A 14,350-nucleotide genomic window follows, 5' to 3' on the forward strand; every position below is an offset into this window, starting at 1 on the left:
CAAGGGGACCTGAATGTACGAATTCGCCATCGCCTGGGAATGGCTCGCCTTCGCCGTCCGCTGGCTGCATGTGATCACCGCCATCGCCTGGATCGGCTCTTCCTTCTATTTCATCGCGCTCGATCTCGGACTGGTGAAACGGGATCACCTGCCCGTCGGCGCCTATGGCGAAGAATGGCAGGTTCATGGTGGCGGCTTCTATCACGTCCAGAAATATCTGGTTGCGCCCGCAACCATGCCGGAGCACCTCACCTGGTTCAAATGGGAGAGCTACGCGACATGGCTATCCGGTTTCGCCATGCTCTGTCTGGTCTATTACGGCGGCGCCGATCTCTTCCTGATCGACCGGCATGTGCTCGACATCTCCTCGACCACGGCAATCCTGATCTCGATCGCCTCGCTTGCAATCGGCTGGATCTTTTACGACCTTCTCTGCAAATCGCCGCTCGGGAAAAACACCTGGACGCTGATGGGCATCCTTTACGTCGCTCTGGTGGTGATGGCCTGGGGCTATACGCAGGTTTTCACCGGCCGCGCCGCCTTCCTGCATCTTGGCGCGTTCACGGCAACGATCATGTCGGCGAACGTGTTCTTCATCATCATGCCGAACCAACGCATTGTCGTCGCCGACCTGATCGCCGGGCGCACGCCCGATCCGAAATACGGCGTCATCGCCAAGCAACGCTCGCTGCACAACAACTACCTGACACTGCCCGTTATCTTCTTCATGCTGTCGAACCACTATCCGCTGGCCTTTGCCACGGCTTACAATTGGGTCATTGCGGCGCTGGTCTTCCTGATGGGTGTCACAATCCGCCACTGGTTCAACACCACTCATGCACGCAAGGGTCGGCCGACATGGACCTGGATCGTCACGTTGATCCTCTTCATCCTGATCATGTGGCTCTCGACCGTACCGAAGGTTTTGACCGGCGAGACCAGGGCAGAGGTCGCTCCGGCATTTCAACAGTTCGCGTCCAATGCGCACTTCCCGGCTGTCAAGGACACGATCTCCACCCGCTGCTCCATGTGCCATCAGGCGGAGCCCGTTTACGAAGGCATCCTGCGGCCACCGAAGGGCGTGACGCTGGAAAACGATGCGGAGATCGCAGCCCATGCCCGCGACATCTATATCCAGGCCGGCCGCAGCCATGCAATGCCGCCGGGCAACATCACCGACATGACGGATGACGAACGCAAGCTGCTGGCCGCCTGGTTCGAAAGCGCGGTCTTGGAAAGCAAGGCACAATGACGAGCACATTGATCCGCGGACGCATTCTGAGCTTCACACGCCCGCCCACCGATATTGGGGACAACGGCGCCTATGTCTACGAGGAGGACGGCGCGCTTCTCGTTGAAAACGGACTGATTGTGGCAAGCGGCGGCTATGATGCCATCAGGGCCGAAGTGACGGATGACGTGGTGGAAATCGATCACCGTCCGCATCTGATCCTGCCCGGCCTGATCGATACGCACCTGCATTTCCCGCAGATGCAGGTCATCGGCTCTTACGCCGCCAACTTGCTCGAATGGCTGAACACCTACACCTTTCCGGAGGAATGCCGGTTCGTCGAGCGGGCCCATGCCGACCGCATCGCCGGACATTTCTTCGACGAGATGGTGCGCCACGGCACGACGACGGCCGTCGCCTATTGCTCGGTGCACAAGGCCTCCGCCGATGCGTTTTTCACCGAAGCCCTCCGCCGCAACATGCGCATGGTTGCCGGCAAGGTGATGATGGACCGCAATGCGCCCCAGGGTCTGCTCGATACGCCGGAGATGGGATATGACGAGACCCGGGCGGTCATCCGGGAATGGCACGGCAAAGGCCGCAATCATGTCGCCATCACGCCGCGTTTCGCCATCACCTCAACGCCGGAACAGATGTCTGCGGCGCAGGCGCTTGCGCTTGAGTTCCCCGACCTGCACATCCAGACACATCTTTCGGAAAACCGCGACGAGATCGATTTCACCTGCTCGCTCTATCCTGAAGCCACCGATTATACCGACATCTACGCCCGCTACGGTCTTATGGGAAAAAAAACGCTGCTCGGCCACTGCATCCATCTCTCAGAACGCGAAATGGATGCGATGAGCGAAACGGGATCCGTCGCGGTGCACTGCCCGACGTCCAATCTTTTCCTCGGCTCCGGCCTCTTCCCCTTGCGCAAACTGATGAACCGCGAGAAACCGGTCCGCGTATCCCTCGCCACCGATATCGGCGGCGGCACCAGCTATTCCATGCTGCGCACTCTCGACGAGGCCTACAAGATCCAGCAATTGCAGGGCGAAAGGCTCAACCCCTTCGAAAGCTTTTATTTCATGACTCTCGGCAATGCGCGGGCGCTGTCGCTCGAAGACCGGATCGGCACGCTGGAGGTCGGCACCGACGCCGATTTCATCGTGCTGAGCATGGCGGCGACATCGGCCATGGCGCTCAAGGCGGAAGTCGTCAGGTCGCTTGCGGATGAATTGTTCCTGCTTCAGACCATGGGCGACGACAGGGCCGTCGTGGAGACCTATGTGGCGGGACAGGCGGCGAAAACAACGATCGGAAGGCTGGCGTCTGAAGACGGTGAAAGAGGTAATATTTTTTTACCTCTTTCACCGTCTCGCCCTTAACAAGCCCTTCGGAAGCGTGATATTGGCAATCTTATATCCAGCCGAAAGAGCCGTCATGCCCCTTCACCTTGACATTGCCGATCTCAAAGCCATGGCCAGGCGCCGGGTGCCGAAGATGTTCTTCGACTATGCCGACAGCGGCGCCTGGACGGAGGGCACCTACCGGGCGAACGAGGAGGACTACCAGAAGATCAAGCTGCGGCAGCGGGTTCTGGTCGACATGACCAACCGCTCCCTGGCAAGCACCATGATCGGCCAGCCGGTGTCGATGCCGGTGGCGCTGGCGCCGACCGGTCTCACCGGCATGCAGCATGCGGACGGAGAAATGCTGGCAGCCCAGGCGGCTGAAGAATTCGGCGTGCCTTTCACCCTGTCGACCATGAGTATCTGCTCGATCGAGGATGTCGCCTCGGTCACGAAGAAGCCTTTCTGGTTTCAGCTCTACGTGATGCGCGATCGGGATTTCGTCAGAAACCTGATCGAACGTGCCAAGGCGGCGAACTGCTCGGCGCTGGTCCTGACGCTCGACCTGCAGATTCTCGGCCAACGCCACAAGGATCTGCGCAACGGCCTTTCGGCGCCGCCGAAATTTACGCCGAAGCATGTCTGGCAGATGGCGACGCGGCCGCTCTGGTGCATGCAGATGCTGAAGACCCCGCGCCGGACCTTCGGCAATATTGTCGGCCATGCAAAGAACGTGGCCGATATTTCCTCGCTCTCGGCCTGGACGGCCGAACAGTTCGACCCGCGACTTTCCTGGGAGAATGTCGAAGAGATCCGGAAAATGTGGGGCGGGCCGCTGATCCTGAAAGGTATTCTCGACGTCGAGGACGCAAGGATGGCCGCCAACACCGGTGCCGACGCGATCATCGTCTCCAATCATGGCGGCCGCCAGCTCGACGGCGCCCCGTCATCGATCAGCATGTTGCCTCGGATTGTCGATGCGGTCGGCGACAAAATCGAAGTGCATATCGATGGCGGCATACGCTCAGGCCAGGACGTAATGAAGGCGATCGCGCTCGGCGCCAAGGGCACCTATATCGGCCGCCCCTTCCTTTATGGCCTCGGGGCAGGCGGCAAGACGGGCGTCAAACTCGCCCTCGACATTATCCGCAAGGAACTCGACATCACCATGGCGCTCTGCGGCAAGCGGGATATCCGCGACGTGAACAGGGATGTTCTGGCGGATTAGGAGCGGGAAAGCACTGAACAATAGTGAGAATTTTTTCTCTTTGGTGCTTTCGACTTTGTAAACCAGTCGATGTTCCTGCGTGATGTGCCGTGACCAATAGCCTTTGAGCTGATTTCGCAAGGGTTTTGGCTTGCCAATTCCTTCGAATGGATGGCGTAGCGCATGCTTGATCAAACTCGTTGATACGCAAGACGATCTTCGGATCTGTTTCCTGCCAGTGAATGTATTCCCGCCAGCCGCCCGGCTCCCACATCAGCGCAATGGCAGAACTCACCCGGCGGCGCCTTTCAGTTTGCCGCTCCGGTAGTCCTCAGGATCGATCAGATCGTGCGATTCATAACGACCCGCATCAACATTTTCGACGGCGTCCATCAACCGCCTGGCATTGGCCGGCGACGACATAAAATGAAGGTCTCCAGCATCCCCTCATATTCATCCTTGTCGATCAGGACAGCGGATGGTTTGTGGCGCCGGACGATTTCGACAGCGACGCGATCCTGGCTCACTTCATCGAGCAGCCCGGCAAGCTCTTCCCTGGCTTTCGAAAACATGATCGCGCGCATCGCAATCTCCGGCTTTGACTTGTACAATTTAGCGGACAACTCCAACAGAGTTTCAGCTGCCGCGGTAGGTCGAATAGCTGAATGGCGAGAGCAAGAGCGGCACATGATAATGCGCCGATCGATCGGCGATGCCGAAGCGCAACGGGATGAGATCAAGGAAGGCCGGGTCCGGCAGTTTAGCATCCGTTGCCCGCAGATAGGCGCCGGCATGGAACAGCAGTTCGTAGAAACCAGTATCGAAGGCCTCCCCCTCCAGCATCGGACCATCAACCCGGCCGTCGCTATTGGTTTCGACACTGCGCAACAGGCGGCGCGTTTCGCCGTCAATCGTGAAAAGATCAATCCTCATCCCCTGCGCCGGCTTGCCGAGAGCGGTGTCGAGGACATGCGTTGTCAGGCGGCCGGTATTGCTCATCGTTTTGCTCGCGTCAGGGGATCGGGAATGACGTATGGTTCGTCATAGAAGAACTCTTCGAGATTGTTACCGGGACCGTCGCGATCAACCACGAGAAAATCGCTGACCGGACCAACCGCCATCAGCGGATGATGCCAGACATTGCGGCCGTAATTCACGCCCTGCCCCGCGTCTGCGAGAAAAACGCGCGGCGCGCCCGGCTTGCCATCCTCATCCTCGGCAACCACAGCCAGCCATGGGCCATCACGGAGCGGCGAAAAGCTCTGCGAGCCTAACGGATGGCGCTCCATCATGGTCAGCAGATATGGAAAGCTGCGCGGTTGGCCGCGAAACAGGTTGATGACGGTCCGGGCGCCGTCCCCCAAAATCTCGACATGAGCAAGAGCGTGGAAACGTTCGGTCGATCCGCCATTGATCAGCCGCATCGATACCGGATCCGCCTCGATGACGCTTCCGAAGGGCAGGAAGGCGGATTGCGTCAGGGGCTCGATTTTCAGGACATGCGTCATCACTCGGCCGCTTCCGGCAGCAGCGACTTCAGGCGCAGGAATGCAATTTTCTCAACCTGCGCCGTCGCCGTTTCGAATTCCTGCGCCCCGTCGTTCTGAATGCGTCTTTCGAAAGCCGAGAGAATGTCGTCTTTCCCCAGCCCCTTGACGGCGATGATGAAAGGAAAGCCAAATTTTCCGGTATAGTCGGCGTTCAATTCCGTGAAACGCGCGTGCTCTTCAGGGCTGAGGCGATCGAGCCCGGCGGAAGCCTGTTCCGATTTGGAATCCTCCGTCAGCACGCCGGCGATGGCCAGCTTGCCGGCAAGATCCGGATGAGCCCGCAGCACAGTCAGCCGTTCCTCCTGCGACGCCGCCCGAAATGCCTGCACCAGAGCGGCATGCACAGCGCCGGCCGTTGGGGCAATCGAGGGATCTGCCTCGAATGCCCGCTCCGCCACCCAAGGAGAATGCTCGAAAATGCCGCCATATCGAGAAACGAAATCCTGCTTTTCTTCGATCGCCATCACAACGCACCCTCCGGCTTATGGTGCTCGTACCAGTGCCGGGCAATGTCGATGCGTTTCGGTATCCAGACCTTCTCATGGCTGAGGACATAGTCGAGGAACCGCCCCAGCGCAGCGGCCCGGCCCGGCCGCCCGACGAGGCGGCAGTGAAGGCCGACATTCATCATCTTCGGGCTGCCCTCCCTACCCTCGGCGTAAAGAACGTCGAAACTGTCTTTGAGGTAGGTGAAGAACTGGTCGCCCGCGTTGAAGCCCTGGGGGGTTGCAAAGCGCATGTCGTTGGTGTCGAGCGTGTAGGGAATGATGAGATGCGGCTTGTCCGGCGTCAATCCCGCGACCCAGTAGGGCAGTTCGTCCGCGTAGCTGTCCGAGGAATAGACGAAGCCTCCCTCTTCCAGAAGGATCTTCAACGTCTTATCCGACGGCTTGCCCTGATAGAGCCCAAGCGGATGCGACCCCATCAGTTCCGTGTGCAAACGCACCGCCTCCAAAATATGCTTGCGCTCCTCTTCCTCCGAAAAATCCTTGTACTCCAGCCAGCGATAGCCGTGGCTGGCGATTTCCCAACCCGCCTCCTTCATCGCCGCGACCGCGTCTGGATTGCGGGCCATGGCGAGCGTCACGCCATAGACGGTGACATCGATCTTGCGGCTGGTAAACATCCGCCACAGCCGCCAGAAACCGGCGCGCGAACCATATTCGTAGATCGATTCCATATTCAGGTTTCGCTGGCCGGGCCAGGGCTGCGCGCCGACGATTTCGGACAACAGCGATTCGGAAGCCTTTTCTCCGTCCAGAATGGAGCTTTCTCCACCCTCTTCGTAGTTGACGACGAATTGAACCGCCACATGAGCGTCGCCGGGCCACCGGACTTGCGGCGGGTTGCGTCCATAACCGACAAAATTGCGCGGATAGCTCGGTTCGCTCATGACATGATCCTTCGAATGCGCCGGAACGGTACCATTCGAAGCACAGAATTCGAAGCTGGAAAAGGTACGAAATCACAGGCTTTCCAGAGAAACCGCCGGGGGTGCCTACGCCGCCTGAATTCAGCAGTTGGACTGCAGAAACCGCGCCGCGATGGCAGCCTTCGAGCCTGCAAGCACTGACGTGCCGGATGACAGTTGAGCTTGTCCCGTCACGAGCGGCCGGTGGGACGAAAGTTTTCCAAGCGGGTGCTGCGAATGAACCCGCAAGGGAGCACCGGGCTCCGGCTCGATGAAGAGAGCAATGCTCGATATTTGCAAAGGTTCTTCGAGCAAAGGGCCAAAAATCTCGCGCAAGGCGGCTTCGATCCGTCCGTTGAGCTTCGGGTGAACCGGTCCGGTCAGCATCATATGAAAGCGGAACTCGTCCATCACATAGGGATACCCCCAGCGATGCAGATTTGAGAATTGCGGCGCCGTCAGCCTGTCCGGATCACGGCGCTCGATTTCCGCATCGCTCAACGGCGCGCGGAAAGCATCGAAAGCCTGCACCACGGATGCAGCCAGATGGTTCATCTCGTCGCTCGGAACGGAAGGCGCAAGGCCGAAAAAGCCGCCAAGTCTGGCAATCTCGATTTTCGGAATAGCGAAAGGCGACGCGGTGCTGGCGAAATGCATCAGTGCATTCAAAAGACTGGCTTCGTTGGTTTCTGCTCGTAGTTCGAAAGGTGCCCTGATCGTCGCGTGAAAACCGTAACGGCGCGGCACCGCGGTGTGGAAGGCAAGCTCCTGCCGGCTAAATCCAGATACAGAGGGCGGCTCCGGCGTATCGTCGGAATAGACATTTCGCCCGAGCCAGCTGGCGGCTGCCACGGCCAACGGATGGTACATCGATGGCGTGTAGTAGATGGCATACCGCATGGAACCGGGCCTATTGCAAAACGACTTGGATCCGGGGTTAAGCGATTTGCGTGACAGAATGACGAAGGGCCCGCGCGGCGATACGCGTTGGCGCGGCCTGGATGAAACCCAAGGCGCCATCTTCTTAATGCTGGCTTCAGACCGGCGTCTCCAGTTGCGCCACATGGCTTTGGCACCGAAATGAATCCGGTAGGGCCTGGTCGACCTTTCCTCCCATTTCCCCGATGACCGCTGCGGCCAGACGATGGGCAATGCCGAAGGTCGTTTTAAAGCCACCGGCCAGGATATGAAGATTTCCATGGCGCGGATGACGGCCTACCATAGGATCGCGGCCCGCAGCTTTGGGCCTGATACCAGCCCAGCGTTCGACAATTTGCGCTTTGCGGACGAGCGGAGCCAGATCGGCGGCGCGAGCCAGGAGCATATCGAGCTGTTCATCTGTGGTAAAAGGCTTGTCGAAGGTGTTTTCGCTGGTGCTGCCGATCGCCACCAGACCGTTTTCATGCGGCACGACGTAGACACCGTCCGTGAAGATGATCGGCAAGGCAGGATCGATGGCGTCGAGGCGCAGCAAGGCAGCCTGTCCCTTGACGCCAGTTCCGCTCGCAACCGGCGTCGTCACGAAACGATCGATCAGCCGAAATGCCTGGACACCGTTTGCAAGAACACACTGGTCGAAGGTCTCCGAGCGTCCGTCGGCAAACTCCGCGCGGCCCGTGGCGGGATCGAGCCCGATCAGTACCCGCCCCTGCTCGATCCTGACATTGGAGGACTGGCGCAGACGCGCCGCAAGCAGGGCAATCAATCGCCGCGGCGAAACCCTTGCGGCGAGCGTGTCATGGACGATACCACTTGCCGCAGCGGCCGGGGCCAGCCAGTCTTCGTCCGGCAGCTTTTCGCGAACATGCCAATGAAATTGGCTAGCGCCGGACCGCCAGTTAACAAGCGCATCTTTTTCATGGCGCAGCGCGATCTCGCGCAGATGCGGCTTGGCGAGCGGCATCAGGCGGCCGCATCGGCGATAGCCGGCGGGCAACCCGGTCTCTGCCTCCAGGCTTGCAATTTCGGCTTCCAACGAAACCAGCGCATCGAACTGGAACTGCTTTTTCTCATCCCAGCGGTCGGGCATATAGGGCATCAATGCCCCCAGCACGCCGCCGCTCGCACCAGCGCCAAGCACGTCGCGTTCCACCAGCCGTGTTTTCAATCCCGCTCGATCGGCCATGATTGCGGCCCAGAGCCCCATGATTCCACCGCCGACGATCAGTACATCGCTCATCGATTGACCTTCTGCTGCGTGCGGCTTATCGCTTCGCCATGACACGCGAAACCCCGGAAAACGAGCCGGCACCGGACCGGCAGACGCTCGAATGGCGAGACGGCGATATGCCCTATTCGCAGGAGTTTGGCGACCATTTTTATTGCCGGGAGGACGGCCGACTGGAATGCGGCCATGTCTTTCTGGCTGGAAACGGCCTGCCACGGCGCTGGGAGCGGCCCGGCACGTTTCGCATCGGCGAACTCGGTTTCGGCACCGGGCTCAATTTCTGCGAGACATGGCGGCAGTGGAAAGAAACGCAAACCGGCGGCGCCCATCTTCACTTCGTCTCGTTCGAACGCTTTCCAATGCAGGCGGCGGATATCGGACGAGCCCTGTCGCGATGGTCCGAAATCGATTTGGAACGACAAACTCTTACAAAGAGCTGGCCGGCCGATCCGGCTGGCGTGGTGGATTGCTGTTTTGACCGTAACGTGCGCCTCACGGTGATTTGCGGGTCGGCTTTCGATGAGATCGGCCGCTTTGCACAGGCAATGGACGCCTGGTTTCTGGATGGCTTCGCGCCGCGGCGCAATCCGGATATGTGGTCCGACCGGCTGATGCGGCTGATATTCTGCAAGACTGTCGACGGAGGCAGCTTTGCGACCTATGCCGCCGCCGGTCACGTGCGCAGAAATCTTCAAGCCGCCGGCTTCACGATCGAAAGACGGTCCGGCTTCGGAAACAAGCGGGAAATGCTCTGCGGCACCAAATCGTTGTCCCTCGGGCCGCAACCCTAAGCGCCCTGAACATGCCGTTTCCAAGCGACCCGCCGGAAGCCGACACGGCACTCCGGCGGGTGACTTAACGGCGGTTAGCTCGACATGGCGGCGCGCACCGATGAGATCAGCTTGTCAGTCGGCAGATTGCTGTAATCCTTGTTGATTTCCACCATGGTTTTCGCCCGCGTCGCAGGCGACAGCATGGAACGCAGATCGCCGAGGGTCTGCGGCGCCGCACAAAGGACCAAGCGGTCGAAAGCGCCATCCTGCGCGTAGCGATCGAGCGTGCCGGCAACGTCCAGGGTGAACCTCTGCTGCTCTTCGCGTACCGGATCGCTCGAATATTCCATCGCGGAGCGGCCCTGCCCTTTGGATGAGTGGCTGCGCCCCGGCTTGTCGGTCATGATGTCCTGTGCGCGTTTCGTATCGAGCTGGAAGATTTCCTGTTCCGGACTTTGCGAACCTTCCTTGAAAAAATTCACGCCTTTGAGAAGGCGCGCTTGATTTCCGTCAGCTGCCAGAATCCATGTTGTAGACATTATTCACTCCTCAATCATTGTTCTGCTGTGGTCCGCTACGCACATAAATCAAGACAGATCCGCAGAACGTCATGTCCGCGCCTGCCGAAATGCTGGCCCGGACAGCAGCAACGTTACCGCGAATGGGAAGGTTCCGGCTCGGCGCATCAAAGGCATGGCTTCGCAGGTGCAAAAACTATCTCTTGACTTTTGTCACCGAAACAACGACATCAGGCCCAGCGTCACCTTCCGGTCGCCGCGTGAGCGAGCCTTATGGGATTTCAAAAATCCGTAACGAAGGAAGCGCACCGTAAAATGTTCTGCCAATCGTGGCCGGACATAAGCGCAGACAGCTTAATCAACCCACAAGTTCCCAAATCACGCGGGGTTCTTGACGCGAAGCGAAACCGGAACCGCATGGTGCAGTTCCGGCGAATCTCGTTTTGCGCCCCGAAAAGGTACGACATTGACCACTTTCAAAGACCTTGGCCTCTCCGAGCACGTGCTTTCGACCCTCACCTCCCTCGGGTTCGATACGCCGACGCCAATCCAGGCCGAAGCCATTCCGCTTGTCATGGAGGGCCATGACCTGATTGGTCTCGCCCAGACCGGCACCGGCAAGACGGCCGCGTTCGGCCTGCCGATGATCGAAAAGATGCTCAAGGACGACAAGCGTCCAGACCCCCGCAACATCCGCGCCCTCGTTCTGGCGCCGACCCGCGAACTGGTGAACCAGATTGCGGCGAACCTGAAGGACTTCGTCAAGAAGACCCCGCTGAAGATCGGCCTTGTCGTCGGCGGCGCATCAATCAACAAGCAGTCCGAGCAGCTCGCCCGCGGCGTCGATATTCTTGTTGCCACGCCGGGACGTCTTCTTGATCTCGTTGCCCGCCGTGCCGTCACCCTGACGCAGGCCCGTTACCTCGTTCTCGACGAAGCCGACCAGATGCTGGATCTCGGCTTCATCCATGACCTGCGCAAGATCTCCAAGCTGGTTCCGAAGAACCGCCAGACGCTGCTGTTCTCGGCAACGATGCCCAAGGCCATCGCCGATCTGTCCAGCGAATATCTGAGCAACCCCAAGCGCGTCGAAGTCACGCCTCCAGGCAAGGCTGCAGACAAGGTCGAGCAGTACGTGCACTTCGTCCAGGGCGCCAGCCAGAAGACCGAACTCCTGAAGAAGTCGCTGACCGAAAACCCGGATGGTCTTGCTCTGGTCTTCTCGCGCACCAAGCACGGCGCCGAAAAGCTGATGAAGCATCTTGAGCATGTCGGCTTCTCCGTCGCGTCGATCCACGGCAACAAGAGCCAGGGTCAGCGCGAGCGTGCCCTGAAGAATTTCCGTGACGGCCAGACCCGCGTTCTCGTCGCCACCGATGTTGCCGCCCGCGGCATCGACGTCCCCGGTGTGACGCACGTCTACAACTATGACCTGCCGGAAGTGGCGGACGCCTATGTCCATCGTATCGGCCGCACGGCCCGCGCCGGCCGCGATGGTATCGCCATCGCCTTCTGCGCTCCGGACGAAATCCGCCTGCTGCGCGACATCGAGCGCCTGATGCACATCGACATCGCCGTTGCCAGCGGCGAAATCCCCGCCGACCGCGCCCGCCCGAAGGGCGCACGCGGCGGCAATGGCGCCGGCGCGCGCAGCAATTCCGGGCGTCCGGCCGGCAACGGTCATGCGGAACGGCGGCCGCGTCCGGCCGGCGGCAGCGACAATGTTCACCGCGCCGAGCGTGCAGCACCGAGCCCGTTTGCAGGCGACGACCTTCTGGTGACCGGCGAGCCCAGGAAGCAGCACCGCAAGGGCCAGGGTCCGGCGGCCCAGGCCGCCCACGAACAGGCCGTTGCAAAGCGTCCCGGCGGCAACCGCAACGGACGTCCCGGCGCAAAGCAGGGCGAATGGCGCAACCGCAATCACGGCGGCGGCAATGCCGCCGGTGGCCAGAGCCGCGAAGCCGGCGCTGGCGCACAGGGACAACGCAAGCGTGTCAATGCAGGGCCGCGCCGCGACGAGGCGTAAGCAGTCCAACAGCGAGAGCGGGTTTGCCCCGCTCCAATATCAAGCCGTCCGCAACAGCAATGTTGGGGGCGGTTTTTTTATTCCCAGACTCCGGGATTTCGGGCCGGACTTATGGGACGACGGCGTGAAATCACACTTTCATCGCTAGCTCCCATGCACCGGCAAAATCTGAAAAATTTTGTTGACTAGTAAACAAAATACATGTAGTTTCTTAGTCAACAATAGGCAGTCTTATGACGATACCATCAGATTTGACAGACCACACCGGATACTGGATGCGGATAGTGTCCAACGCCGTTTCACAGGAATTTGCGCGTAAGGTTGCGGCGGAAGACGTAACCGTTGCGGAATGGTGCTTCATGCGGGTCCTTTTTGATGTGGACGCCATGCCTCCATCGGCTCTTGCGGAGAAAATGGGTATGACGAAGGGCGCAATCAGCAAACTCGCGGACCGGCTGCTGGCCAAGGGTTTGTTGCAGCGGGCAGAGAACAGACAGGACAAGCGAGCGCACAGCCTTTCCCTGACCGCGGCAGGTCGAGCCAAGGTACCGATCCTCGCATCTCTTGCCGATGAAAACGAGGTCGCCTGTTTCGGTGTTCTGACAAAGCAGGAACATGAAACGCTGGACCTTATTCTAAGAGCCCTTGTCGAACGGCGCGAACTCAAAACCGTCCCGGTAGAGTAGCCGCCGGCATACCCCAAAAAAGTGAAAGGAAACCGCGATGGACGCGGAACGGATTTCCATTGCCAACACCTGCCTGGATGCAGCCTATGACGGCAGCCTGACTTTCCCGGAGATCATTGGCAAACTTCTCGCTGCCGGCTATGAATCCTATATGGTCGACTACCGCCAGAACACGCAGACCTACTACCTCCCCGATGGCGAGACTGCGATGCTGGAGATGCCGCGCTCGGCGGGCACGGTCGCTGCCATTCTGGATGTCCCCGGCGTCGCGGCGCTGGTGCGGTGGGCGCAGACGAACGGTCCGGACTACAGCTACAAGGCGTTCTGCGAGAAGGTCAAAGCCGCAGGCTGCGCGGGCTACATCGTCTCGTTTCCCGGACGCCGCGTGGTGTATTTCGGCCGCACGGCCGAAACCCATGTGGAGCACTTCCCAAATTGACGGCCCGGCCGACCGGCGTGTAGGGCCTGATTTCACCAGTGGCCGTCTCCCGCGAGCCATCACCGGCAATCATTCACCGGCTCGCCTGTTCGTCAGGTAAACCCCCGCAACCGCTATCACCGTGCCGATGATCATCGGCAGCGTCAGGGGCTCATCGAACAACAGCCACGCCTGCACGGCCGCCAATGGCGGGACGAGATAGATCAGCGAAGCGGCCTTCGACACTTGTCCGCGCCGGATCAGATAGAGCAGCAAGGCAACGGCCCCCATCGAAAGGACGAGCACCGCCCACCCGAGAGCAGCAAACAGCTGAATGCTCCAGATCACGCGCATGTTCTCCAGCAACAAGACCGCCGGTATGGTGACGATCAGCGCACCGACATATTGAAGCGTTGCGATGGAGCGGATGTCCCCGTCCTGCAGATATTGCTTCTGGTAGATCGTACCATAGGCGGCGGCGGCCATGCCGAGAACATTGACGACAACAGGGAACATATGGATTGGCGTTGCGCCTGTGTCGATCGTCAAGACCTTCGGCACAACGGCGAGCGCTATGCCGAGGAAACCGAGCCCAAGCCCGATTTTCTGCTGGGTCGACAGATCTTCACCGATCAGCGCCGGCGCCACCACGGCTGTCATAAGCGGCTGCAAGCCGGCGATGATGCCGGAAATCGCCGCAGGGACGCCTTGCCCGATCGCCCACCATACGGCACCGAGATAAAGCCCATGCAGGAAAACGCCGGAAATCACCGCATGCCCGGCCATTGTCCAGTTTTTCGGCCACACGGCGCCGGTCAGGATACAAAAGCCGATGAACAGCACCGCCGCGAACAGATAGCGCAGAACCAGAAAGGTCAGCGGATCGGCATAGATGGCGGCATATTTCGCCATCACCCATCCCGTCGACCAGAGCAGGACGAAAATGGCCGGTGCCAAGCGGTCAAGGGTCATGGAGACTTCCTGATGCGATGTCGCGGTAGGTCCCTG

At 59.9% G+C, this 14,350-nt stretch carries 16 protein-coding genes and 1 pseudogene; 7 read left to right on the top strand and 10 right to left on the bottom strand.

Translation table 11 applies throughout. The features are described 5' to 3' along the window. Positions 1-13: 13 nt before the first annotated feature. From puuD to PY308_RS15205, 3 genes are read left to right on the top strand one after another with little or no spacing between them, the layout of a single operon-like run. Positions 14-1,252 (top strand): urate hydroxylase PuuD, encoded by a 1,239-nt coding sequence (puuD, locus tag PY308_RS15195; RefSeq protein WP_275784089.1) that lies wholly within the window; start codon positions 14-16, stop codon positions 1,250-1,252. After that, positions 1,249-2,622 (top strand): guanine deaminase, encoded by a 1,374-nt coding sequence (gene guaD, locus PY308_RS15200; protein ID WP_275784091.1) that lies wholly within the window; start codon positions 1,249-1,251, stop codon positions 2,620-2,622. The genes puuD and guaD overlap by 4 nt, the downstream gene beginning before the upstream one ends. Positions 2,623-2,677: 55 nt before the next feature. Next, complete coding sequence (locus PY308_RS15205; RefSeq protein ID WP_275784095.1) at positions 2,678-3,814, top strand: alpha-hydroxy acid oxidase; 1,137 nt, start codon at positions 2,678-2,680, stop codon at positions 3,812-3,814. A 102-nt stretch (positions 3,815-3,916) separates the two neighbouring features. On the opposite strand, the pseudogene PY308_RS23075 reads toward PY308_RS15205, so the two are convergent. The 8 genes and pseudogenes from PY308_RS23075 to PY308_RS15245 form a co-directional block, all read right to left on the bottom strand. After that, positions 3,917-3,988: pseudogene (locus PY308_RS23075) on the bottom strand (Txe/YoeB family addiction module toxin); the annotation flags it as partial. 197 nt (positions 3,989-4,185) lie between these two features. Continuing rightward, positions 4,186-4,377 (bottom strand): type II toxin-antitoxin system Phd/YefM family antitoxin, encoded by a 192-nt coding sequence (locus PY308_RS15215; RefSeq protein WP_275784098.1) that lies wholly within the window; start codon positions 4,375-4,377, stop codon positions 4,186-4,188. Between the two features lie 52 nt (positions 4,378-4,429). Continuing rightward, complete coding sequence (gene uraH, locus PY308_RS15220) at positions 4,430-4,792, bottom strand: hydroxyisourate hydrolase (protein WP_275784101.1); 363 nt, start codon at positions 4,790-4,792, stop codon at positions 4,430-4,432. Beyond that, the gene (locus tag PY308_RS15225; RefSeq protein ID WP_275791150.1) at positions 4,789-5,301 is read right to left on the bottom strand and encodes an ureidoglycolate lyase; all 513 of its coding nucleotides are present in this window, start codon (positions 5,299-5,301) and stop codon (positions 4,789-4,791) included. The genes uraH and PY308_RS15225 overlap by 4 nt, the downstream gene beginning before the upstream one ends. Next, on the bottom strand, positions 5,301-5,801 hold the full coding sequence (uraD, locus tag PY308_RS15230) for a 2-oxo-4-hydroxy-4-carboxy-5-ureidoimidazoline decarboxylase (protein WP_275791151.1): 501 nt from the start codon (positions 5,799-5,801) through the stop codon (positions 5,301-5,303). The genes PY308_RS15225 and uraD overlap by 1 nt, the downstream gene beginning before the upstream one ends. Before the next feature lie 5 nt (positions 5,802-5,806). Next, complete coding sequence (puuE, locus tag PY308_RS15235) at positions 5,807-6,736, bottom strand: allantoinase PuuE (RefSeq protein WP_275784104.1); 930 nt, start codon at positions 6,734-6,736, stop codon at positions 5,807-5,809. Positions 6,737-6,856: 120 nt separating this feature from the next. Continuing rightward, the gene (locus PY308_RS15240; RefSeq protein ID WP_275784107.1) at positions 6,857-7,654 is read right to left on the bottom strand and encodes a DUF1045 domain-containing protein; all 798 of its coding nucleotides are present in this window, start codon (positions 7,652-7,654) and stop codon (positions 6,857-6,859) included. A 136-nt stretch (positions 7,655-7,790) separates the two neighbouring features. Further along, positions 7,791-8,933: an NAD(P)/FAD-dependent oxidoreductase gene (locus PY308_RS15245; protein WP_275784110.1), complete on the bottom strand. Its 1,143-nt coding sequence runs from the start codon at positions 8,931-8,933 to the stop codon at positions 7,791-7,793. A 38-nt stretch (positions 8,934-8,971) separates the two neighbouring features. On the opposite strand from PY308_RS15245, the gene mnmC2 reads away from it, so the two are divergent. Next, positions 8,972-9,712 (top strand): tRNA (5-methylaminomethyl-2-thiouridine)(34)-methyltransferase MnmC2, encoded by a 741-nt coding sequence (gene mnmC2, locus PY308_RS15250; protein ID WP_275784113.1) that lies wholly within the window; start codon positions 8,972-8,974, stop codon positions 9,710-9,712. Positions 9,713-9,786: 74 nt separating this feature from the next. Here the strand turns inward: mnmC2 and PY308_RS15255 are convergent, their stop codons facing one another. Then, positions 9,787-10,233 (bottom strand): host attachment protein, encoded by a 447-nt coding sequence (locus tag PY308_RS15255; protein WP_275784115.1) that lies wholly within the window; start codon positions 10,231-10,233, stop codon positions 9,787-9,789. A gap of 445 nt (positions 10,234-10,678) precedes the next feature. Here PY308_RS15255 and PY308_RS15260 point away from each other — a divergent pair, with 445 nt between their 5' ends. From PY308_RS15260 to PY308_RS15270, 3 genes are all read left to right on the top strand, one after another. Next, positions 10,679-12,238 (top strand): DEAD/DEAH box helicase, encoded by a 1,560-nt coding sequence (locus PY308_RS15260; RefSeq protein WP_275784118.1) that lies wholly within the window; start codon positions 10,679-10,681, stop codon positions 12,236-12,238. 275 nt (positions 12,239-12,513) lie between these two features. Beyond that, the gene (locus PY308_RS15265) at positions 12,514-12,924 is read left to right on the top strand and encodes a MarR family winged helix-turn-helix transcriptional regulator (protein WP_275791152.1); all 411 of its coding nucleotides are present in this window, start codon (positions 12,514-12,516) and stop codon (positions 12,922-12,924) included. Between the two features lie 37 nt (positions 12,925-12,961). Then, positions 12,962-13,363, top strand: coding sequence for a DUF1398 domain-containing protein (locus PY308_RS15270; protein WP_275784121.1), 402 nt, complete (start codon positions 12,962-12,964; stop codon positions 13,361-13,363). A gap of 69 nt (positions 13,364-13,432) precedes the next feature. On the opposite strand, the gene PY308_RS15275 is transcribed toward PY308_RS15270, so the two are convergent. After that, positions 13,433-14,314: a DMT family transporter gene (locus tag PY308_RS15275; protein ID WP_275784122.1), complete on the bottom strand. Its 882-nt coding sequence runs from the start codon at positions 14,312-14,314 to the stop codon at positions 13,433-13,435. Positions 14,315-14,350 lie beyond the last annotated feature (36 nt).

The organism is Pararhizobium gei (genome assembly GCF_029223885.1).
GTDB lineage: Bacteria > Pseudomonadota > Alphaproteobacteria > Rhizobiales > Rhizobiaceae > Pararhizobium > Pararhizobium gei.